This window comes from Aliikangiella coralliicola (assembly GCF_007004725.1).
GTDB lineage: Bacteria > Pseudomonadota > Gammaproteobacteria > Enterobacterales > Kangiellaceae > Aliikangiella > Aliikangiella coralliicola.
Window position 1 is genome coordinate 185,266 of the sequence record NZ_ML660167.1, and the last position, 23,740, is coordinate 209,005.

The 23,740-nt window shown below is 41.0% G+C and carries 14 protein-coding genes; 10 read left to right on the forward strand and 4 right to left on the reverse strand.

Translation table 11 applies throughout. From position 1 onward, the window contains the following. Positions 1-77: 77 nt before the first annotated feature. The 9 genes from FLL46_RS18425 (at position 78) to FLL46_RS18465 (ending at position 14,948) form a co-directional block, all read left to right on the forward strand. Positions 78-575, forward strand: a complete 498-nt coding sequence (locus FLL46_RS18425) for an RNA polymerase sigma factor (RefSeq protein ID WP_142932818.1) — start codon at positions 78-80, stop codon at positions 573-575. Between the two features lie 129 nt (positions 576-704). Beyond that, complete coding sequence (locus FLL46_RS18430; protein WP_142932819.1) at positions 705-1,694, forward strand: FecR family protein; 990 nt, start codon at positions 705-707, stop codon at positions 1,692-1,694. Positions 1,695-1,739: 45 nt separating this feature from the next. Further along, positions 1,740-4,211, forward strand: a complete 2,472-nt coding sequence (locus FLL46_RS18435; protein ID WP_142932820.1) for a TonB-dependent siderophore receptor — start codon at positions 1,740-1,742, stop codon at positions 4,209-4,211. A 254-nt stretch (positions 4,212-4,465) separates the two neighbouring features. Continuing rightward, positions 4,466-5,800: an amidohydrolase family protein gene (locus FLL46_RS18440; protein WP_168204229.1), complete on the forward strand. Its 1,335-nt coding sequence runs from the start codon at positions 4,466-4,468 to the stop codon at positions 5,798-5,800. 113 nt (positions 5,801-5,913) lie between these two features. Beyond that, positions 5,914-6,258 carry a hypothetical protein gene (locus tag FLL46_RS18445; protein ID WP_142932822.1) on the forward strand — a complete coding sequence of 115 codons (345 nt, stop codon included), beginning with the start codon at positions 5,914-5,916 and terminating at the stop codon, positions 6,256-6,258. A gap of 116 nt (positions 6,259-6,374) precedes the next feature. Continuing rightward, positions 6,375-7,232 carry a hypothetical protein gene (locus FLL46_RS18450; RefSeq protein ID WP_142932823.1) on the forward strand — a complete coding sequence of 286 codons (858 nt, stop codon included), beginning with the start codon at positions 6,375-6,377 and terminating at the stop codon, positions 7,230-7,232. A gap of 164 nt (positions 7,233-7,396) precedes the next feature. Beyond that, positions 7,397-7,894, forward strand: a complete 498-nt coding sequence (locus FLL46_RS18455) for a hypothetical protein (RefSeq protein WP_142932824.1) — start codon at positions 7,397-7,399, stop codon at positions 7,892-7,894. 505 nt (positions 7,895-8,399) lie between these two features. Then, on the forward strand, positions 8,400-11,663 hold the full coding sequence (locus FLL46_RS18460) for a fibronectin type III domain-containing protein (RefSeq protein WP_142932825.1): 3,264 nt from the start codon (positions 8,400-8,402) through the stop codon (positions 11,661-11,663). Positions 11,664-12,347: 684 nt separating this feature from the next. After that, complete coding sequence (locus FLL46_RS18465) at positions 12,348-14,948, forward strand: collagenase (RefSeq protein ID WP_168204230.1); 2,601 nt, start codon at positions 12,348-12,350, stop codon at positions 14,946-14,948. Between the two features lie 249 nt (positions 14,949-15,197). On the opposite strand, the gene FLL46_RS18470 is transcribed toward FLL46_RS18465, so the two are convergent. Then, entirely contained in the window at positions 15,198-15,944 is a 747-nt protein-coding gene (locus FLL46_RS18470; RefSeq protein ID WP_142932827.1) for a LytR/AlgR family response regulator transcription factor, read from the reverse strand. Beyond that, a complete protein-coding gene (locus FLL46_RS18475) occupies positions 15,937-17,034 on the reverse strand; it encodes a sensor histidine kinase (RefSeq protein WP_142932828.1) in 1,098 nt (365 codons plus the stop codon). The genes FLL46_RS18470 and FLL46_RS18475 overlap by 8 nt, the downstream gene beginning before the upstream one ends. Before the next feature lie 446 nt (positions 17,035-17,480). Here FLL46_RS18475 and FLL46_RS18480 point away from each other — a divergent pair, with 446 nt between their 5' ends. Beyond that, the gene (locus tag FLL46_RS18480) at positions 17,481-18,779 is read left to right on the forward strand and encodes a M64 family metallopeptidase (RefSeq protein ID WP_142932829.1); all 1,299 of its coding nucleotides are present in this window, start codon (positions 17,481-17,483) and stop codon (positions 18,777-18,779) included. A 168-nt stretch (positions 18,780-18,947) separates the two neighbouring features. Here FLL46_RS18480 and FLL46_RS18485 read toward each other — a convergent pair whose 3' ends face one another. After that, a complete protein-coding gene (locus FLL46_RS18485; protein WP_142932830.1) occupies positions 18,948-21,848 on the reverse strand; it encodes a TonB-dependent receptor plug domain-containing protein in 2,901 nt (966 codons plus the stop codon). A gap of 491 nt (positions 21,849-22,339) precedes the next feature. Then, positions 22,340-23,617 carry an alpha/beta fold hydrolase gene (locus tag FLL46_RS18490; RefSeq protein ID WP_142932831.1) on the reverse strand — a complete coding sequence of 426 codons (1,278 nt, stop codon included), beginning with the start codon at positions 23,615-23,617 and terminating at the stop codon, positions 22,340-22,342. Positions 23,618-23,740: the final 123 nt, after the last annotated feature.

A 23,740-nucleotide genomic window follows, 5' to 3' on the forward strand; every position in this document is an offset into this window, starting at 1 on the left:
AAAAACGAGTTTGAATCAGGCTGTTAAAGTAATTATGCTTGGTTCTAAAATTGAGACCTGATGACCTAAGTTAATTTATGCATGAAACATTGCTACAGTCCTATAAAGAGCACCGTCAGGAACTCTTGGCATTTTTACGTAAACGGTTGCCAGACTCAGCAATTGCCGATGACTTACTACAAGAGTTATATTTGAAGCTTGAGCGTTATTCGACTGAAAAAGTGATTGCGATGCCGCGAGCCTACTTATATCGCGCGGCAAATAATCTTGTGGCTGATTATTTTCGTCAGCAAGCAAGGTTACAGAAAAAGCAGGAACTAGAATTTGACAATGCAGTTGAAGAACGAACGCCAGACAGAATTTTAGAACAGCAGCAACGTATTCGTCTCTTGGCTGAAGCATTAACGGAGCTGCCAGAGAAATGTCAGCAAGCATTTCGATGGCACAGGGTTGAACAACTCGCTAAAACTGAGGTGGCCGAACGGCTGGGTGTCTCCGTCAATATGGTAGAAAAGCACATTCGAAAGGCTCTAGAACATTGTCATCGGCGAATTTTTGAGGCGCAGAATGAATAAAACGATTCCTCAATTGGTGTTCAACGACGTCTTCTTTGGTAGGTCACTTATTGATATGCTAGATGTAAGGCATAATCGTAACTGCGCCAGAAATGACTATCGGAAACAAGCTTTAGTGAGCAAGCTGAAATGAGCCAGTTTAAAACATCCCAAATTACGCAAGTGAGAGAGCAGGCTGCAGACTGGTTGTTACGTATGGAATCATCAAACCTTGATGAATTAGAAGAACAGCAATTTGTCAGTTGGCTTAATCACGACGAGCTACATCAGGATATTTTCGCTCAAGTTGAACAGGTCTGGCTTGATACAGGGCAACTGCCGGATAATTCCGTGCAAACGGCCCAGGTTGTGAAACTAGAACAGCCAACTCAGCACGGTGATAAAAACGAACGCCGAAGTGTTGGATGGAAACCCTGGGCGATAGCAGCTAGTTTGCTGTTGGGGATGCTCGTTATTTTCCCTGAGTTTCAGCTGCGGTATTCCGCAGATTATATGACAAGTGTCGGAGAACAGCGTGAAGTTATCCTTGAGGATAACAGCCGGGTTTTACTGAATACAGACTCGGCCATCCAGGTGCATTATTCTGACAATCTGCGGCGGGTTGTGTTATTGCAGGGAGAGGCATTTTTTGATGTTATGGATGAACCTGACAGGGCATTTATCGTCAACGCCGGTGAACTTTCAGCCAGAGCTTTGGGCACTGCTTTTTCAGTTCGACTTTTTCAAGATGATTCAGCCAGGGTCACTGTAACCGAACATCGAGTACAAGTGAAAACAAGCAACGATACCTCAGGTGAAAAACATTTGGTCGATGAAGGGCAAGCTTTTTATCAAGAAAATGGAGAATCCAAACTTCAATCGGTAGACCCATTGCAAGCAACTGCCTGGCACAAAGGACGCTTAATTATCGATAACCAGCCGTTGGCCGAAGTAATCGAGGAAATTAACCGTTATCATAGTGGGAAAATAGTCCTACGAGGTGATGGCGTAAACGATTTGATTGTGAGCGGTGTATTTCGACTTGATCAGCCATTGGCCACTTTAGAAAAACTCAAAGTCAGCCTGAAACTTGATATTACTCAAATTACTCCTTATTTTGTGATCGTTAGTAAAGCCTAGCCCGAGGAACTTCTTATCTCTAAACACTTGATAGGTTTTTTCTTGTTGATTGGGTTGCTTGTCTCGCCTGCATCAGCACAATTAATACCTGAATACGAATTCGATATTAAGCCGCAAACGCTGGAAAAAGCGATTGTTTCCTTTGCGCTAGCTCGCGACTTAGAAGTGATCTATTTATCCAGTTTAACGGAAGGGGTCACTTCTAAAGGGGTCACTGGACGATACACTCTGGCCGACGCGCTAAAATTGCTTTTTGCTGAAACTGGTCTGCAAGCCAAAATCACAACTGACCGCGCTATCGTCATTATGGCGCGTTCGAAAGAGCGTAATCGCAGACTCAACGCCAAACCTGTTTTACCTTCGTCCAACAAGTTAAGGCCGCGCCCGAAAAAAAATATTGAAGCTGAAAACCGAATGGTTGTCGTGGGCAAACTAATATCTCCTTATCGTCTTAACGCGACAGTGTCGAGTACTAAATCGCAACGAGATTTTCTGGCGACGCCGCAGTCTGTCAGTGGGTTACCTCAAGAACTGATACAAGATTTAAATCCGCGAGATTATAGCGATTTAAGTCTTCAGGTTTCGTCCACGACTTATCTTGAAAAAAACGCAGGGATCACTAACGAACTGCGCCTGCGAGGTTTTTCTTATCCAGCAATAAAAGTCGATGGCTTTTCTGGGCACGCATACTCATTAGCGCCGGATATTGCTTTTATCGACAAACTTGAAGTTGCTAAAGGTCCCAGTTCTACGCTTTATGGCCGGATGGAGCCGGGCGGACTGGTTAATTTATTGCTAAAGCAGCCGGATGGCAGCGAGTCATCGGTTAGTTTTATTCGCTCAAGTGAAGATTATCAACGGAGTGAGCTGGACTGGTCCCATGAACCGGCGGATGAAATTTTTTCACGGCTAATTATTTATCATCAAACGGAAGGGAGTCGTCGCGATTATGATTTGAACGATAGTAATGGTTTGATGTTGACCTTGCAAAAAGAAATGGATGACGGTGCCACTTTAAATCTGCAATTGCGCAGTGAACAACTCAACGCGGCACAGAGTTTTGGGCGGTCTCCCGAACAATTTCAAGACAGGATCCAGTTTGTCGGCCTGGAAGAAAATGGTTTATATGTGAGTAGTGTTGAAAATAATTTGCTCACAGAAGTGGATCTTGAAACCAGGCACTTCCAGCTGCGCGCCCAAGATATTTTGATGGATGACTGGGCACTCAATATACAACTACAACATGAAGAATATCAATCAAAGAACCGCGTTTTGTTTCCATTTCTTGCCGAATTTGAATTCAATTATCAAGGTCAGTTGATTAATGTTAATACGCTCGATGACGACCAGATAAATGATCCGCAATTGTTAATCGCTTTAACCGAAGCACTCAATAATGCGGACCTTACTAGTGATCAATTGGGGTTTGATATCAACCAGCTGGCAAATGACGCCCAGTTTACTAGTTCTGAATTGACTGCTTCTAAAATGACCGAGTTATTTGGATTAGAATTAGAACAACTTTACGGACTTAATTTCAGTTATTCAAAACCCGGCCAGCTGATTTGGCAAACCCATGACAATCGCGGTGCCATCAACGCGGGAATAAATAATCAGCTGGTGATCAATAATTCGGACATCCCGGTTAATGTTGTAGAGAGAAACCTGGCGCTTTTTGCCCAATGGATATTACAAGCGAGCCAATCGAATAGTCTATTTTTGGGAAGTCGCCTCGACTATTTCGACACCGAAAGTAAACATCCATCTCACCCATCTAAAAAAACACTGATAGAGCCATCTCTACGCGTCGGTTTTATACATCAGTTAAATGAGGCCTCAAGTTTATACGCGTCTTATAGTCAAGCGTTTACACCTCAGTTTAACTGGGTTGTTGAAGAGAGCGACATAGCAGAACAGACGGTTGAGTATGTGAGTTTTGCTGAACCAGCTGAATCGAACCAGTGGGAGATTGGGGTTAAACAACTATGGCTGGATAGACAGATACAAGCGAGTTGTGCAGCGTTTGTGATCGACAAAAAACGTATTATTTCAAGTATTGGTCAACAGCGTAACCAGGGATTAGAGTGTGATCTAGTAGGTCAGTTAAGTCCAAACTGGAACTTATTATTCTCTGTCAGCCACGTTGACTCAGAAATATTGCAAAGTGGTGAGGAAGAGTTAATTCATAATCAGCCAAGGATGAGTCCAAAAAAAAGCGGTAGCCTTTGGTTCAATTATCGACAGAGGCTACCATCAAATAACAAAGTGTCCTGGGGGATAGGTTATTCTTATGTCGATGAACGATTTGCCGATAATGAAAATCAATTTAAATTTTCCAGTTATAACTTGCTTAATGTTAGCTTTAGTTTTGAGTATCAGAATCAATGGCATTTCGGACTTTATTTGAAAAACATTTTGGATGAATCTTATCAACAGGGAGTGTTCAATAATTTTCCATTTTGGAGTAATGCCGGTAGACCGAGAACGGTTGAAGCGAGTGTTCGATACCAGTTTTAAAACCTGAGTGCGAGCTTGGCATATTACTCTCTCAGCTTATTAGAATGACTAACTTTGTTAATTTTTCTAATAGACTTCGCACTTATTACACAAAAAAAATCTTCATTTTTACAACTGCAACTCAAACCTTTTTAACAATCATAAGTATATAGAAGTGTTACAACCCAAAAAGCTAAGGCTTTCGCCAGAGAGCTTGCACGAATAAACAATTAACCAAGAAAAAAACCTAAAAAAGGGAAATGTGTAGCATGTTGATGTCAGTTATAAAAGTTTTAGGCAACTTTGCAATACTATTAATGTTGACTGGTCTTCAGGTACCGGCAAGAGCCCAGGATAAAGTCACCGCAATCGTTAACGCAGTGATCATTGATGGTAATGGCAATTCGCCGATCGAAGATGGTTCGATAATTATTCGCGGCGGTAAAATAGAAGCCGTGGGAAGCCAATTAAAGGTACCTTCGGGGGCTGAAATTATTGACGCCGCAGGTCAGGTCGCCATGCCCGGGTTGGCAGATATGCACGTACATCTAACCTGGGGTGGAGAAGGACATGATTTGCTGGGTTATCAGCGTCGCCTCAATGCATTGCTGTACGCCGGCGTTACCACAGTGTTAGATACTGGTGCGGTGTTACCATTCGTCCAACAAATGCATCAGGCTATTGAAGCCGGAAAAATTGTCGGCCCTAACATATATTACGTAGGCCCCTTAATCGACAGCGTTGATCCTCAATGGCCAGCGGTTTCGCTGAGTATGGCATCGGAAACACAGGCTCAAAAAATTACCCGCTATTTGAAAAATAATGGCGTGAGCGCAATAAAAGCTTACGCGAAATTAACGCGCCCTCAAATCGTGGCTTTGGTCAATCATGGTAAAAAACTAGGCCTTCCGGTAATTGTCGATGCCTGGTTTTCTAACGGTGCTGAACATCTTGTCACAACGGGGTTGAGAGCGTTCGCTCATACGCCACGTAGAGTGATCGATGACACACTCAAAATCATGAAACAAAATGAGGTACAAATAATTACTACGCGAGCAGTAGGGGGAATCGTTAAACACGCGCGCCTGAGAGGTTTATCATTTTTACAAAGTGATTTAATCAAAAATACGACGCCGTCATGGCTTCTGGAAAAGGCGAGTAAAGATGCTTCGCGGGCACTCACAGATAAGCAATTCGCTAACGACAACTTTAGTGAGCACTTTCACAAGCTACTCCAGAAAAACGTAAAACTAATTTTTGACGCCGGTATCCCGCTAGTAGCAGGCACGGATAACGATGGACTATTCACCGGTGAAGAACTTCACTTTGAACTTGAACTATTGGTAGATGCAGGTCTCACGCCGCTGGAAGCTATTACAACTGCGACCAAAAACGCGGCAAAATTGATGAAAGAAGACGACAAGTGGGGGACACTTGAACCAGGAAAGCGCGCTGATATTATTCTAGTTGATGGCAGACCGGATAAAAATATATCCGACACCAGAAACATTAAACTGGTAATGGTTCGAGGTAGAGTGATCGAGCGTGAGAAACTCGTTCTAAATGAACAAACAGATTTAAACGTTCGCGATACAAAGTTTGGGTACTAGTCAGTCAATTCACAGTGGCAGATAATCAGAATCAGGTAATCAGAGTCAGATAATAGTGCCGCTTTTTATTGGTGTTAATTAAGAATTTTTATTTTAATTTTAAAGAGGGTTTTATGTTGAAAAGACTAATAATTATCAGTGCAATAATCTTGGGTTGCGTTGCGAGCAACCATTCATTCTCCTCAGAACTTAAGAGTCACGAACTTCGCAAGCAAACGACAAAAGTTGTACATAAAAATGGCGATACAACCATAGTTGAATCAAATGAAACAGGGCACAAGGTTGTAAGAAAGGATTCTAAAGGCGCGATTAAAAGTCAATGGTCAGGAAGAAGCGGGGGAATGACGCACGAACAGGTTGTTAAGAGAGAGCAATTTCCTAATGAGCCAAAACGTTCGAAGAAACTAAAACATCGCAAAGAGAAAAAGGAAGCAAAGGTGCAGCGCGTTAAAGACTGATAAGTTGTTTTACTGTTTTCGAATCTTACTATAGAACTCTTCGGGCATTAGCAAACTTTGGAAGATAGACTACAATTCTTTAAAGAGAAATAGTCATGGGTCAGGGAGAAAAAGATATGAGCGAAGATTCTCAAACTACCACCGATAAAAAAGCAGACTCGAAAAATAGTAAACAGTCTCCTGCCAACTTGTCAAACTTGATCAACCAGGTTATTAATCCCGATAATCTTGCGCTTTTAAAGAAAGGCGATCGCTTTATCATTATGGCGGGCGGCCTGATTGTCCTTGCCGCCCTGGGCGCTGTTACAGCAATGAAGGATTCGCCTTTTGAACAAACACTGTTGACCATCGTCGCTATGGTGCTGGTGATTATCTTAGTTGGTCTGGTTCAATGGCGCGCAGTTACCATGAAAGATGCGGAAGCCGATTTACAATCGCAGGCAACGGCAGCGAGAAGCGTTAATGGTCATTGGTGGCAACTCGTTTATTCTGAAAAACACTCAGGGCTTTCCTATGTGAGTATTTCTATTTCTGATGTAGCGGAAAAACATGCAATGCACGGTATCGCATTTAACGAAAATGGTCACCGCGTTGCCAGATGGTCTAGTGACGCCATTGCAATACGCACAACGACACCGGTTGAGCTATTTTATTTTTGGAGCGGAACAAAACTTGATTCAGGGCAATCAAAAGTGATTTCTGGTCTCGGTCGTTTTCGTTTCGATTCCGTTGGAAGAGAAAGCTTTCCATTCGAAGCTGAAGGCGCTTTTACTAAAGGAACTTCTGCTTTACTAGAGTTTGAGTCTGCGGTGACCGTCGAATTAATTCGGTTCAGGAAAGATGAGGTTGAGCAAATCATTCGCGATCCTGCGAATCTCTCTAAACTTGCCATCGCTGCATTTAATCGCTTTAGAGAACAACGAGACAGAGTTTTGAACCAGCGTTTTATATCAAATGACGGAGAAAAAGGTTAAAACTAGCGTTGAAAAACAAAATTACAAAATCTGTGGGTAGAGCTTCTATGTGAATATTGAAAAACAATGTATTATGCAGACGATGATTTATCCTCATTGCTGAAGATCAGAAGTTCTTGTTTGAGCGCTTTGGGGGCTACTATAAAAACTACAAAGGAAATTTCATGTTTAGATTTGTATTTTGTCTCTCTTTTATCGTCCTGTTATTCGGTTGTGCAAGGGGGATCGGCCATGACCCTGCATCTTTCGTAAAATATAGTGATGATAGTTATTTTGAAGTCTCGGAACCAATGAAATACAGCGAAAGAAGAGGTATTGGGGTGTTATGGGAACAAGGCATTAAACCCGGTATTTACAAACCAACTTATCAAGATAAAAAAGGTTACTATTATATTGGTCCAGATGCGGCGGTTTGTCAGGGAAATCCTGAGTGTCCTGACTTTGGCGAAGGTTTTGGCGGAGACGGTGGAATTTGGGTGTCAAAAAAATCACCTGAAGATGTCAGGTTGTTTGTTGTTCATGAAGTAAAAGATGAAGATGCAGCAAGGAAAAGACAGGTCGGTGCGTTGATTAGTTATTTGATCAGCCAGGATGATGGAAAAATATTTATTTTTGACGCCAATCCAGAATTCAGCAAAACGCTTTTAGAAAAAAAGCGCTGAGCTAGACAAGTCACTTTTGTTGGTTGAGCTTACTACATAAGCAGTCAACTAAAGGAAAAGCTCCATTTAAAAAATATGGAAAAATTTACCCTTTAGTTGGTTGCTTTTAAATCCAGATATTACTCAACAAAAAGGCAATGTGTTTTTCTGAAGACACTAAGGATATTTTCTCTACTGTTGAATAGAGCAATCCTTCTTTAAAAACGATTTAATCAACTCTGTCCTGCTCTTAACGTTTCATCAACCGCTTAAATACAAAAAAACATAAAAAATTTTGTTGGTATGAAACGACTTACATGTGACATTAGCTAGCTTTTCTGAGTAACGAATATCACGAACAAATTCAAATTATTGTTATAACCCTATGTATTTTAAAGGTTTTGTTGTCAGCTCTTCCATGCACTAATCAATATTTTTCTCGAAAAATTTTCGCTTGACCCTTAATTTTTCTCATGGTTACTATTTGAACAACCATTGTATAAAAAATGTAATTTTGGAGGCTAAAATGGATCGAAAAATAAGAAAAAACTGTTTGTTTAAAGCCGCTATAACTTGTCAGCTATTCATCGTTTTTCTTATGACAACAGGGTCGTTTCAAAAAGTAAATGCGGCAAACTGCGCAGTTTTATCACAACCAAACAACTTGAGTGAAGTAGCTAATACTGGAACCGCCGTAAGTCTACAATGGGATGAAGTATATAGCGCTGATCAATACATTGTTCAGTACTATATTAACGGTGGATATCAACAAGTATACGCGAGTGACAATCAGACAACGATCAGCGGATTACCTGCCGGGCAATTTTATTTTAATGTGACAGCGAAAAACGATTGCGGCAACTATAGCACAGCGAGTGAATGGCTCGCGGTTGAAATGTCTGGCGTTGATGAATGCCAGGCACCGAGTGTACCGAGTGGATTAAAAGCAATCAATGTAACCGGAAATAGCTTTACTGCTACCTGGTCTAATGTTGCTAATGCCGATAGCTACCATTTACAACGCTGGAATGACGCGAGCGGCTGGGGGAATGTCGGTTCTTCTCAAACAAATACTTATGAGTTTGAGGAACTCTCCGCTGGTGTGGAATATGTTAGGGTCGCTGCAAACAACGCCTGTGGTATGAGCGATTATAGCGGTTATATTTCTGTAACGATGACTGGTGTTGATGACTGCCCAACAGCTCTTTCAAAAGCATCCAACCTGGCCACGTCCAATGTTTCTTCGACATCGTTTACTATTAATTGGAACAAAGTAGAAAATGCCGATCGATACAGCGTCCAGTTATGGATCAATGGGGCATGGTCGACTGTCGGAACAACTGACGAGTTGTTTTATCAATTAACCGGCTTAGCCGCACAATCCACACAATATGTTCGCATCGTCGCTAAAGTTGACTGTGATCAAACCGTTTACAGTGAAAGCCAATGGATCACTGTTATCCTTTCAGAAAATATGTGTCCGTCAGAATTAACAGAACCAACCCAATTAACAGCTACCAATATTACCGAATCATCTTTTAGAATAAACTGGAGCGCGGTTACTGATGCAGATAGCTATGCTATTCAACTTTGGATTAATGGCGCTTGGTCTACTGTGGGGACAACCGAAAATTTATTTTATGATTTACGAGACCTGGCGCAACTCTCGACCCAATATGTGCGAATTATTGCGGAAGTAGAATGTGACGACAGTGTTAAGGGAACGAGCAACTGGATTACGGTTAAATTAGAAAGTAGTTGTCCGGCTGAACTCAGTAGGCCGACGGGGCTCAACTTAAGCGGTGCGACTGAAAGTTCCTTTCTGGCTGAATGGAATAGTGTGCCAGAGGCAACGGGTTACCAGGTTTATCTCGCAACCAATAATGTTTGGCAAAATATCGGCAACCAATCTAGCACTGCTAAAACGATAAGCGGACTTTCTGCTGGCTCTTATCAGGTGAAAGTTTCGGCCACTTGTGGTGACACAACAAGCCCCGAAAGTGCGGTTGAAAGTATTGTTATTGAAGCACCGACAACTTGTAACCTGCCAGATGTTAATGGTGGAATTGACATTAGCAAATATGGCGATTCATTCGATGATTTTTCTGTGAGCGGAAACTTATATGTACAAGGGAGTGGCTTTAACCCTGCTAATTATGAAATGAAAATAACGTGTCAAGGCGATTACGGTATTGCTGCAAACACCCAGGATCACCACGACGATAATTACGTTCCCTTTACTTATAGCTATTCTCACTTCGGCGCACGTTCAAGTAATGTCGAAACCATTCAGTTCGAAATTCGCAGCGGTAATTCTCTGTCGCGTAAAACCCTTTCCTGGAACCTTAATATCAGTACTCAACAAAATCCGGTACAACCGAGTTGTAATGACATCAATACTGATAACGACGTCGATGGCATTCCTGATTGTGCGGAGGAGTATGGAAAAACATTTTTTGGGATGCCTGTTTATCAATGGGGAGCGAGAAAAGGCAACACTGATATTTTTATTGAGGTCGATTATATGAGCAAGCAAAGCTCCGGTGATCATGGGACGCAACCGAGGCGTGAAGTTTTCGATAAAGTGAAAAGTGTGTTTGCAGAGCGGGGTTACCATTTGCATTTTGATGTCGGTAATTTATTTGGCCAAGGCGTTGAAAATTACAATCTTGGGGGCGGGCAGGCCGTCCAATATTCTCCCTGGATAGGCTTGTCAGACTGGAGAAATGAATACAACGGAAATCACGCTGTTCCCGGAATGAAAAACAATGACTCGTATCCTGGCGTGTTTAGTTACATGCCGGTGTATTTTGAAAATAAACCGGAACGCTCACGTTTATTTTACTACGCGTTATTTGCCGGATCACAAGCGGCTGGTGGTGAAGGTTCCTCGGGACAAGCGCCTGACTACTTCGATTACTATTTTTACGTTTCGCTGGGCTCTCCCGCTGCTGCGCCGAGAAGTCGATGGTATTTAAATGATAGTTCACAGACCGAACTAAATCGCATGATAAACAGTCAAGCTTCGGTATTTATGCACGAATTAGGTCACGTTTTAGGGTTAAGTCACGGCGGTTGGCCCGACGCTTATCCTAACAGCGAACCTAATTTTAAACCAAATTACACCAGTATCATGAACTACGCTTACGCGCTAAGTGGTGTGCCGTACAATGGTGATGGTTTGACCGAAAAAGAAATGATTTCCGATCGCCATTATGTCGGTGTACGGCGGGATAAAAATGCTGGCTGTATGCAGCAGCTTGAAGCGAAATATGGATCAGGGGTAAGTCGTCGAAATATTCCCGGTGGATTAGAAACTGATTGGCGAACTTATCATCTTGATTACTCTAATGGCAAGCATGCAAGCTTCTCAGAAAGCGGATTTAACGAAGCTTATGTTTTAGGTGGTCAAGATTTAAATTGTGACGGTATTATCAGTAACTCTCAAACTTCGTTTAATATTAACTACGATTATCGAGCACCTGACTTTGTAACACCAAGGTTTGACACTCTGCGGGACTACAACGATTGGGATAACATTTATCTTTACTATCGCCATTTGAATTACTCGCAGGACGGTCACTTCTTAGCAACTCCAAATCTAGCGGCAAAATATGCAATCGAGCCCGCCGACGTCGTTCCAGGTGCGATTGGGTCAGGTAAATCCGTTAATACCACGTCACGAGTTAATCAGGAGTCGCTAATTGAATCGAGAAGCTTCTCTAAAACGTCTCGCCCAATTGGTGTTCCAGAGCAACCTACAGCACCACTCGATGAAAAAAATAATTAAATCCTATAAGAAAATAAAGGGTCGCAATTGCGGCCCTTTATGACAGATTTTCATTTTATTAGGCCAATAAGACTGAGACTTTGTTACTCCGTAGAGAACCTGCTTATTTCTAAAGTTTTTGCTGTCTTCCAATTTTCCCATCTGAATTCTTTACGTCGCTACCGACAAGATAATCGTAAAAAAGCCGACGTATGTTTTCTTATTCTTGCAATGCAAAAAAATAACTTTTTTCTTTCAAAAAAGCGTTGGCTATGAGTTGCTGATTTTATGCTGTTAATACCTGGTTTCATGTAACAAAAATTTCATGTTTTCAGAAGTGTTTGTTTAAGTTGTTGATGTTAAAGGGAATAGGTGTTTGCCGGTATTTATTCAGAAATATTTGCGCGCTAAAAAATATATTTGGAAGGTTATTGTGTACGATGTAAATTACTCAAGGGGTTCTCGGTAAGTTCATTTTCAGACCGTTAACATAGCTGGAATTTTTGCTAGTGCTAAGAACCAAAAGCGCTTACCAAAAATATCTAAGAGAAAAAATAGAGCTCGTTTTGAATAGCTGCATTAATTGTTTTCTCAGAATCTAAAAGGCGCAAAAATTTCTCTATTCGTAAAACTGATAGGAGGGGTAGTTGAATGAAAACTCACTTAATAAGAAACAAGGCAACGAAACAATTTCGGTGCAAATTAATGATTTTGATATTGGTGCTTTTGACTGGCGTTTTATCCGGCTCGAGTTTTGCCACTGTGAAAAAATCTCCGCCAACGACAGCGTTAAAAAATAATCTTAGTAAACCTGGATCACATATACATAAAGCTATCAGCTCACATCTTAATGACGCGGTCTCACTATATGCAAGCGAAAACATTCTAAGGTATCACTACAATTGCGGAAGTAAAATTTCGATACGCTCTGAATCATATATTAGCGCTGTTAACTTGCAGGCCGTTTGCGATGAATTGGTTTCTGAAGAAGCCCGCTTTCACAACTTGATGAAAACTGACCAACAACCACTAACCGGTGACACTAATGCAACGGTTGAAATTGTCGCATTTAAGGACTATGCATCCTATCAATATAATGGCGCGCTAATGTTCGGCATTGATACAAATAATGGCGGTATGTATTTAGAAGGTGATCCCACTGTACCGGGTAACCAGGCTCGATACATTACCTATATTACCGATGACGGCAGCAATTGGTGGATCATGAATTTGTCACATGAATTCAATCATTACCTGGATGGTAGATTTAATATGGAGGGAAATTTTTCTACCTACATGTCGAGTTCTAATAACGTTGTATTTTGGTTGGAGGGATCGGCTGAGTATATTGCCTGGGTTGATTGGCCTTACGACTACATTCGAGAACTCGCTGGAACCGCCGCAATGAGTTTATCCGATGTAGTCAATACAACTTACGATCACGATGTTGGACGAGTATATCAGTGGGGATATCTGGGTGTTGCATTTCTTTTTGAACGTCACCCTGAAGCACTCGATTCAATACTGAGCTATTTTAGAGCCGGAGATTACTCGGCTTACAATAATTTTATCCAAAATTTTGCGTATCAAAATAATAGTGAATGGTATCAGTGGTTGAACTGTACTGCGACCTATCACGATAGCGTTAATAAAGAGTGTTGGGACCATACGCCCGGAGACGGAGGAGGAGATGTCGACGCATCATGTAGCACCTTAGGTCCATACTCAGGGCGAACGTCCACGTTAACGTCAATAAGTATTGAAAACTTGAGTGATAAAAATTTTCAGATTCGATGGTTACAAACTGACGGCACACTTTACTCAAATGTTTATGACAGCAATTTTCAGCCAGGAGAAACCTGGACCCATAGTTCTTATATTGGAGATAAATGGGTGATCACTGATCTTCAAGGCAGTTGCATGAAATTAATCACAACCGAGAAAGATGGCGTTTATACTATCGGTGACGGAAATAGCGGCGGCGATAAGGACACTGAATTAACCAAGGGAAATGAGGTTATCTTTAATGCCGCGACCGGTAGTGAAAGAGCTTTCTTTATCAAAGCACCGGCGGATGCAACAGAAATAAGTTTTACTATTGCGGCTAACAACGGGGATGCAGATCTCTATGTCAAGAAAGGTTCAAAGCCGACTAAGTCAAGTTATGGTTGTAAATCAGACTCGCCGGATAGCAATGAAACTTGTACCATCGGTAATGGCGAAGGTACTTATTATGCGTTAGTGTCAGCTTATTCGGCATTTAACAATTTAACTATCACAGCAGATTTTCAAATCGACAATAACGATGATTTGAAGCCCGATGCTTCGTGTGCACTTGAAGGACAATCCTATACTCGAAATGGGTCACAAACTCAATTCACGATAAACAACAATAGCAGTAGCAACTTAAAAATCCAGTGGTTACAAGCAGACGGTTCTCGTTACCACAAAATTTACAATGGCAATTTCGCGCCTGGAGAAAGCTGGAACAAAACGAGCTATACCGGTGATAGATGGGTTGTGATGGACCAAAGTGGACAATGCATGAGGGTTTACACTGTAACATCTAATGCCAGTTTTAATATTATTAACGATGGAAATGTGATGCAAGGTTGTGAGGGAGGGATCCAAAGCTACCCCAGCAGTTGGCCTAACAGTTGGTACTACACTCGATTGTGCTCATCAGGCACAGGCGTGCCGATTATTTCGTCTAACAAGGCTTCAAATGCATCGTTAGAACGTACCGCTTATTTGTTGGATGGCGTTATGCAAACTGTGGATAGTCGAGTGGTGCCGAAGATGATAACAAATGGTTTTCGACACGCGGTGATGGGGCGTTATCCATATGAGCTGACAACGCAATTGCCTGAGTATAGTCATCTGGACTCTTCCTACTGGGATGAACGAGCCAGAGGCCTTGGCGGCATGCCGTCGGTACCGCTGGGCTCTAGCGCAGAAGAAAATGCAATGTGTTATTCCGACGATCGCTATTTAGGTGAGGATATTACCATTCACGAATTTGCACACTCTTTGCATTTATTAGGATTGGATTATGTTTTCCCCGGGTTTAGTTCTCAATTGCAATCTGCTTACGCCAACGCCAGACGCTATAATTTGTGGGGGGCTGGTCATTACGCGATGACCGATTATAAAGAATACTGGGCGGAAGGTGTGCAAAGTTTCTTTAACTCAAATATGGGCGGAGGACCAAATACTCGTTCTGCACTACAGTCGCGAGATCCAACGCTTTATGGCATCGTATATAATATTTTCGGCGATAGTCCGTTTTATCGCACTTGCCCTTGATTTATCAAGTCGGGATTTATAAAAAGACTTGCCTGGTCGAATATCAGCCCTGTCAGAAATGACAGGGCTGTTTAACTTTGAATCGTTAAATGGGTCATATACGGATCGTGTATCAACTAGTGAGGGGATTTTTTCGTTCGTGATAAATCTTAAAAGTTTTGGTTAAATTATTTTGCTTATTCTGCGTATAACTTTAGGAAGACGGCAGCGATCATTATTCCATATCAAGATTTTTAAAGTATGTCTGTGCTATTCTATTTTTGTTGATCGAAATTGTTGCGAAAATCCTTTGCTAACTTGAAGCGACTTGCTTAACTCTCGCATGATGGCTTCCATTTGTTCTCCATCTGCATTTTTTACGTGCCTTAAATAGTTAATGTTAATCACTGTACTACGATGTATTTGCCAGAAAACATCAGGATCTAAATTTTCCAAAAGTTTTTTCAGGGGAATGCGAATTAAACCCTCCCGCTTGCCGGTTACAATTTTAACATAACGTCCACTGGCTTGAATTGATATTACTTCCGATGTTGGGACCACCCATAGCTTAGTTCCAATCTGTATTTTTAGATGTTTTAAATAGATTTTACCAGAAGAGGTAAACTGGGCGAGTAAGGATTGAAGGTCTGCAGGAATTTCTGAAAGACGGGATTGAATCCTTTTAATACACTCGATTAGACGAGCATCAGTAACAGGTTTGAGCAAATAATCTATCGCGCCTTTTTCAAATGCTTCAATGGCATATTGGTCGAACGCTGTAACAAAAACGATATGGCAATGATGCGTTGCTTGTTGGACGACTTGAATTCCAGTTAGCCCGCCCATCCGAATATCCAGAAAAGCCACGTCGGGCTTCAATCTATTGAGACTGTCTAAGGCATCGATACCATTTTCTGCTTGTGCGACAATTTTTGAATCGCTCCAATAGTTGGATAACTTTCTCGCCAAACTATTTCTTAAAATAGATTCGTCTTCTGCAATGAGTATTTTAACCATATACAGGGACTTCCAGGTTTACCTGCGTTTCATCATTTAAGGTTTTTCCAAACGATAATGACGTCGAAGATTCATAAGCAACTTCTAATCGTTCAACTAAATTACTCAAGCCAGTGCCAAACTTTGGTGTTTTAAGCAGGCCCGCGCTATCGATAATCGAAACGTTTAACAATCCTTTCCGCTCAGAGGTTGCGTTAATCGTAATGTTTCCCTCTCCGGACTTTTTTTCTATTCCGTGAATAATGGCATTTTCAACGAGTGTTAATAAAGACATAGGTAGTATGGGTAAGCTTTTTAATTCATCTGAGACACTAATGTTGTAAGTTAATCGATGAGAGAAACGAATTTGTTGAATGTTAAGGTAGTGTTTAACCATTTTTAACTCATCTCCCAATTGAATAAATTTTCGTCTAAACTGGGGGATTGATGTTCTGAGGTAATCTGAAAGCTGTTCTAATAATTTCTTAGCATCATCGGGATTTGATTCAATTAAACTATGTAGATTGGCCAGGGTATTAAAGAAAAAATGTGGCTCAATTTGCGCCTGCAATAAATGCAATTCCATTTCTGCCTTTTCTCGACTTAATGATTCTTCTGCGATTTGTTGTTTCAATAACTGAAATCGAGGCTGAGACTCTCTACTTTTTATATACAACATTACAATGAGCGCCCAAGCGGAAATCAACAAGGTTGCAAACAAATAGATAGCGGCTTGTAGGGTAGGGTGGAGATTGCTTTCGTCCCAGGTAAAAAATAGTAACGTGAATGGATAGCTAATAACGAAAGCCAAAACGCCTATGGCAACAATCCTTGTTATTGACATCTTTATGTCAGGACCTTTGGAAAGCCCCAGATAAGCAAAAACCATGGAAAAACCATAGAGGTTGAGCATTTTAAAGTAACCATAAAGTTCTCTCCAGAAAGTATCCCAGTTTGGTTCAAGAACACTTAATTGATAGAGTGCTTTTAAAAATGCACAAGTGGAATTCATCAGAAAAACAGCGACTATCAATTTCAAAGATAAAACGGCAAAGATACTCTTTAGTCGCTTAATTATTTTTATTGTAAGATCTTTGTCTAATATTTTCATCTGGCTATAGTAATTGAAAAATAAGGCTTTGTGAATAAGAACAACAAAATGACGAAACAGTGTTTAAAATTGGTGCGCTGTTTACGTACTAGCTTGCTAATTGAGATAACAAACCATAAACAGTACTTAACTCTATCGAACTTAAAGTTGAGTTACTTGTAATCTTCTTTCGTCGGTTCTTTCTATTAATACAGATGTAATTGCAATAAATCATCGCTTTTGGTCATGAAGCAGTTGATTCAGGTAACAGGCGCTAAATATCGGCGCTTGAGTTGATTTACATGTTTTTCTAGCAATAGTTCGAAAACCCGGAATTGGTAATGGTAAAGCGAGTTTTGAGCAATTTTAATGACCTTAAAGTGCCAGTTTAAGTCCTTCGTACTTTAGCCCTTGTCGGATAATTGCTCTAATTGATCGAACACCAACTTAAATTCAGGAATAAAAAATTGAAACTCAGTACATTAGTATTTTTGCTATTGATTTATTGCCCCGGAACAAACGCTATTGGTTTTGCTGAAGGAACATTGAGAATGGATTATTTGCATACAGGGGGAAATAGAACATCTGATTCAATAAAATTTGTTGAGTTGATAGATGAAGCACAAAAATGGAGTGGATTGCTTGAGTCATCAGACAAATTGTTAAGAGGGGATTATCAATTTACGATTACAGATCAATCAACCAGACAAGTGTTATTCACTAATTCTTTTTCATCAGTCTATAGTGACTGGGCCATGAGTGTGGAATATAAAGAAAAACAACGAACTTTCGAAGAGTCGATTCGCTTTCCAAAGCCCAGTGATGATTTTACGGTTACCTTGTTTAAGCGCGATCTATCTGTTAAAGGGCAACCGTTTGTTAAATTTTGGGAAAAAAGCTTCGTTTTAAAAAAAGAAAAAATTCGAGCATTAAGGAAACTAAACATAAAAAGCGAAATGATTATAGAATCAGGCAGCCCTGAAAAAAAAGTTGATGTCGTCATTATCGCTGAAGGATTCACTAAAGCAGATGAAACAAATTTTTTTGAACAGGCTAAACAGGTCACTCGAAAATTATTTTCCTACTCGCCTTACAAGGAATATCAATCTCACTTTAATGTCAGGGCAATTTTTCCAGTATCAGAGCAGAGAGGTGTTGCCATTCCATCAAAAGAATACTATCCCAGTACCGCACTTTCAGTCTATTCCGAAGCGCTTGGGATGACGAGATATGCATTGACCTTGCAGAACAATCAACTAAGGGATATCGCAGCAAATGTGCCATACGATACTATTATTATTTTGACCAATTCAAATAAGTATAGCGCGGCTGGTATTTATGGGGCCTATACAATTGTTCCCGCTTTTGAACAAAGATCCGGGTTTTTAATGGCGCACGAGTTTGGCCATCATTTTGCCGGGCTGGCTGATGAATATTTTCATTCGACTCCTGGATACGAGAAATCGAAAGCGATTATAGAACCTTACCAGCCGAATATTACTATCGGAAAAACCAGGAAAACGATAAAGTGGCGGGATTTAATCGGCGATAAGACACCGATCCCAACGCCATGGCAGGAACAGGATGATTCGAACCTTCAAAATTATTCTTCAACTGTGGGTGCTTTCGAGGGAGCATTTTATAGTAAGTATAATTATTTCCGACCTAGCGAATCATGCCTCATGAGATTGAACGGAAAAAATATCGAATTTTGTACTGTGTGTAAGGAAGCTATTATTCAAATGATTAAGGCATACTCAAAGTAAATCAGGCTCGCGGGAGGAAACTGTTGACTCCATACAAATAAACCTCCCTTAGTCAAACAGTGACCATTATTGAATGTATCATTGTTGAAGAAGCTCTTCTTGATAAGAGTTAGTTTCTGTTATACAGAAAAAAAGAGCAACCGAAGTTGCTCTAAAAGGAGGAATGAACTATAGCTCTACAGTGGCTCTTAAGTAGTAATACCGACCTAGAGAATTGTATGTTCTCGCGTCATATCCATTGCGAAAACTCCCCAGAACTTTTGGTGGATCCTGGTCTAATACGTTTTCGATTCCAAAAGAAATTACAGCGCTTTCAAAGGCATTGTAGACGAACTGTAAATCGTGTTGTGTGTAGCTATCAATTTTCCGATTATGATCGGCAGGCCACCAACCACCATCGCCACTTCTGCCTTCGACTGAGTCACGAAATTTAATTTCGTGAAATATAGTGAAGTCTGAAAATGACCATTGAGTGCCGAAATTAACTCGCCACTCGTTTAATGAACCAAATCCTTCTAACCAACTACCGACAGTGTCCGGACAAAAAGCACCTTGCACCCAGTTTCCGTCAATGGTGCATCCATTTTGTAGTTCGCCATTGATTAAGGAAGTACCCATCGAGGTGTATCGCAGTATTTTGGTTGCTTGCAAGCGAAAGTCGAAAGATCCATATTCGGTATCTGCAAGCTTGTAATTAAATTCGAAATCAACACCTTCGATTTCTCGCTTGTTCAAGTTTTCGTAATTTCGCGTCACTTCGATGACAGTGCCATTACTCATTCGAACCACTCGGTCGCTATAAAGTTGGCCATATTGATCCCGGTTATCCGCAATACCATAAGCAAGGTCGAGTGTTGTCGCTAAGCCAAGTGTCGAGATTTCATCTTCTTTTTCAATTGAGTACCAATCTATTGCTGCAGAAAATCCCTCAAGATATTCTGGTGTGTAAACGATGCCGAATGTATTACTGGTGCTCTGCTCAGGTTTAAGGTTTAGATTTCCAGTTGTGTTGGAAAATGCGCCTATCGGATTTGCGATTGAACCAAATTCCGCGATGACGCCGGCACAACCAGGGTATTCCACCAAGTCAACAGTACCTGCACATGGGTCAGTTAAACTGCCATATCCACCATTTGACCCGGACAACAATTCGTGAAAGTTTGGTGCACGAAAACCTTCAGCTAAAGTGAGACGAACCAAAACATCCTCAACAGGGCGGTACTTAATGCCAATCTTTGGATTAGTTGTTGAGCCAAAATCACTATAATCCGAATAACGAATCGCAGCTTCCAGATCCAATCGATAGGCGCCAGGGTTATCGGCAAGTAGTGGGATTAATATTTCACCATAGGCTTCGCTCACTTTTCTTTTGTAAAGGTCGGTATCACTGGCAATGCCCTGGAATATTCGATCATCTTCTTCGTCGATAGCTGCCACATCAATGGTTGCCGATGATTCGGAAGATTGGAGACCAAACGCAACCCCAACATCACCGGCTGGCATTTCGAAAAGTGAGCCAGACATGTTGAACGAGGCTACCTGAAGATCGGTAATCGTAGTGCTATCGGCGGGTCTTTGAATATAATCTAACATTGCCTGACTCATAGTGCCGTCGTTATAGATACCGCCAAAATCAATTGAGACACAGCCGTCATTTCTTGCCAGACAGGCATCAGTCGGGCCTGCTGCAGCTTGCAGTCGTGACATTGATACGCCGTCGATATCATTATCACTCCTGACATCTTGTTTCGAAATAGATAAGTCCCAATCGAAAGATCCAGCGCTTCCTTGTAAACCGCCAATCATTCGACGGGTGACAGAAGTAACATTATTAACTTCGCGAGCACCAAGTTCGACAAACGCGTGGGCTATAAAGGCATCTTCTCCAAATGGGTTGTGGATATTATCAGCAGACCAGATTAGCTCGTCGCCAAAATCCCCGGTCACGCCGTAGGGTTGAGAACGCGATAAACTTTTTCTGTGAGTGTAGCCTGCTTCGAAAAACGCAGTGATATCATCACTAACATCGTAAGTTCCAGATGCCCACAAATTGTCGGAACCCAAGTCAGCAGCTCCCATGTCGTAATCCCAATAACTAAAGTTATCATTACAAGGACCGTTGCAATTATTATTCGGCCCCCAAGGGTGTAAGTAGTTTCTGAGATCGCCGCGAGCTGTTGCGTGGTTATTGCTTTCATCAAGTACCCAATAGGCATCGTAATCCCACTGTTGGAAGTTTCCGTCGATTCCCCTGAAAACAAAAACTGTAGAGCGCGTAGAAAAAGGATCAGATAAATTATTCCCGCCCATCGGTCGCAGATCTGTATGTCTTTGCACATCACGAGAATTCATGATGTAACCGTCAAAATTGCTGCGGTTATAGTTAAATAATAGATTACCTTTATCGCCATTTACGCCATAAGTCACGCTAAAGGAATTTCGATTTGCGTCGCTTTGTCCTGATTGTCCGACTTCAGCAGATAACATTAATCCTTCATAATCTTGTTTTGTAATAATGTTAACAACACCTGCGACTGCATCGGTGCCATAGACGGCAGATGCACCATCTTTCAAAATTTCAATACGGTCGACAATATCAAGAGGGATGGCGTTAAGATCAACTACGCCATCGGTACCAGATGGAATGAATCTTCGTCCGTTAAGTAAGACCAGTGTGTTGACAGCGCCCAGTCCACGTAAAGTAATCGTTGCTCTTCCTGAAGAAAATTGTTGTTGATTTGACTCAACGGGACCGGCAACAGAAGTATTTTCTCTTAGTAGCTCGCCGACGTTTGTGGCTCCCGACAGATTGATGTCTTCTCGTTCGTAGATAGTGACCGGTGCACTGCCTTCCAGATCTTGTCGGGCAATTCGAGAGCCGGTGACAACAATTGTCTGCGCTTCATCTTTGTCCACTATCTCGCTTTCGGCTGCCGATAGGGATGATATATTGGATACATTAAGAACCGAAATTACCGCTAGTGATAATAAATTTCTTTTTGTATTTTTTATATCGGTGATACTCGGTTGAGATAGTGTTATTTCATTTAGAACACGATTTTTTTTCACTTTTATTGCCCCTTCAACTAAAGCTGTTAGAATTTAAAAATACGTTTTTGTAATAAGTTATGAGTTATCGGAACAGATAGAAAAGTCCTAGCAGGACCGTTCTTCCAGAATGTCTAAAGAAGACCTGAGTACTCGAAAACATAGTTTTCCACTCTTAGAATTATTTGATTACATCTACTAAAGAAAAACGAACAAACCACTTAATCTACGCGAGGCATTTTTGCGCTTGAGCGATTTGCATAAGGAGAGTTATATAACAGAAATAATATATAGTATACGATATATTAACCGGTGTGCATGAAGCCGTCTTGTGAAGACATTAGCCATTTTTTTTGAGGCATGAAAAAGTTAACAATTACCCATGCCAATAATCAAAAGAGTCGCAAATATTTAGCGTTTGATTATGCGCAAATAGGTTGCGACTTTTATTGACGTGTTAAAGATTTTCTTTGGCAATTGGTAAGGTTTACGTAAATAACGTGACTTATCAATTATTTTTTATTAAGCGAAATTAGTTTATCCAAAATAGATTCTCCGTCGACCCGAATACCATTATGTTCATATTCAGAAGTGAGCCAGTATTTTAAATTTGGAATTCTATTGGCTGTTTTTAAACTCAACGTCTTATCAACGAACATATCTTCGGTATAAATTGCGGCAGCAATCGGTACCTCATTGTTACTAAGTCTTTCTATGTTATATAGTTTCGGCCAATCAGCCTTTAGGGCTAAGCGATTCGCTACCTCTTTGAATGGAATGAGTTGTTTAAACTGTTCAAACATCCATGGGTAAATCATTTCACCTGTAAACATTAAAGCCTTTCCAGGCTGGTAATTAAACTCGGGAAACTTTTGCCTGACTTTTTCCGCTGACCACTGCGTTGCAAATTCTTGACTATAAATGGGTTCGTGAAGAATTGAGAAAATTGGATTAGAATTATAGTCGATGAGTTGCGAGAATTTCTCAAGAAAGTAGGGGTTAATCTTTTTGCCGAATGGCGTTTTAATAATCGCTTGTTCGATCAGGTAGTAGACATCTGCTGCGCCATGCTGTAAGCCCAGGTTAATGCCAATTAATTGCAACATTTCTACCGTCAATCTTTCTCCGGAAGGCAAGAAAACCTCATTACTATTAACATAGTCTGCTAGTTCTGTAAGTAAGTCCTGCGCATCTTCGAAACGTGAAAAAAATGCTTTATTTTTTTCAATGACACGTTGATAAGTTGCGTGGTAAACGTCATCTGCATGACCATCCAACAAAGGGATGCCACCGGTTATATAAGCCGCAGACAAAGAGTCTGGAAAATCACCCAGGTATTGTAAGACGCAAAAACCACCGAAGCTTTGTCCTAATATACTCCATTTGTTATTTGCGCAAATTAATTGGCGAATTTCTTCCGCATCTCTGACAATCGCGTCTGCTCGAAAACAGGACAGGTAATTAACCTTTTCATCATCAGTCAAATGACTTAAAGAGTCAGCGTTAATTGGTGAGGATAATCCTGTTCCTCTTGGGTCAATTAACAGAACTCGGTACTCTTTTAATGCTCTTTTTATCCATCCCTCATTATCGTTTGGTCGAGGCGCTGAAAAACCTGGCCCACCTTGAAAAAAAACCAAATAAGGAAGCTGTTCAAACTCGGCTTCACTTGCAACTAGCTCTCTGGCAAAGATGGTTAATCTTTGAAAGTCATCAGAGCGATAGTCAACTGGTAGGTTAAAAAAATGTTTTTTCGTTTTTACACCGGGGATTGTTTCTTTGAATGTCATCGCGTTTCTTTGCCAAATGAAAGATTATTAATTTAGTTGTTTTCGCCGAGTTAAAGCCTTGGAGAATGAGGATAAAAAGCTCAAGAATCGGACTCTGGAATTAAACAATAATTACTATAAGAT

Excerpts from the sequence above, each read along its gene's own strand:
- FLL46_RS18475 (WP_142932828.1), bottom strand. The coding sequence starts at position 17,034 with ATGAAAATATTAGACAAAGATCTTACAATAAAAATAATTAAGCGACTA.
- FLL46_RS18470 (WP_142932827.1), bottom strand. The coding sequence starts at position 15,944 with ATGGTTAAAATACTCATTGCAGAAGACGAATCTATTTTAAGAAATAGT.
- FLL46_RS18460 (WP_142932825.1), top strand. The coding sequence starts at position 8,400 with ATGGATCGAAAAATAAGAAAAAACTGTTTGTTTAAAGCCGCTATAACT.
- FLL46_RS18425 (WP_142932818.1), top strand. The coding sequence starts at position 78 with ATGCATGAAACATTGCTACAGTCCTATAAAGAGCACCGTCAGGAACTC.
- FLL46_RS18440 (WP_168204229.1), top strand. The coding sequence starts at position 4,466 with ATGTCAGTTATAAAAGTTTTAGGCAACTTTGCAATACTATTAATGTTG.
- FLL46_RS18465 (WP_168204230.1), top strand. The coding sequence starts at position 12,348 with ATGATTTTGATATTGGTGCTTTTGACTGGCGTTTTATCCGGCTCGAGT.
- FLL46_RS18455 (WP_142932824.1), top strand. The coding sequence starts at position 7,397 with ATGTTTAGATTTGTATTTTGTCTCTCTTTTATCGTCCTGTTATTCGGT.
- FLL46_RS18450 (WP_142932823.1), top strand. The coding sequence starts at position 6,375 with ATGAGCGAAGATTCTCAAACTACCACCGATAAAAAAGCAGACTCGAAA.
- FLL46_RS18445 (WP_142932822.1), top strand. The coding sequence starts at position 5,914 with ATGTTGAAAAGACTAATAATTATCAGTGCAATAATCTTGGGTTGCGTT.
- FLL46_RS18430 (WP_142932819.1), top strand. The coding sequence starts at position 705 with ATGAGCCAGTTTAAAACATCCCAAATTACGCAAGTGAGAGAGCAGGCT.
- FLL46_RS18490 (WP_142932831.1), bottom strand. The coding sequence starts at position 23,617 with ATGACATTCAAAGAAACAATCCCCGGTGTAAAAACGAAAAAACATTTT.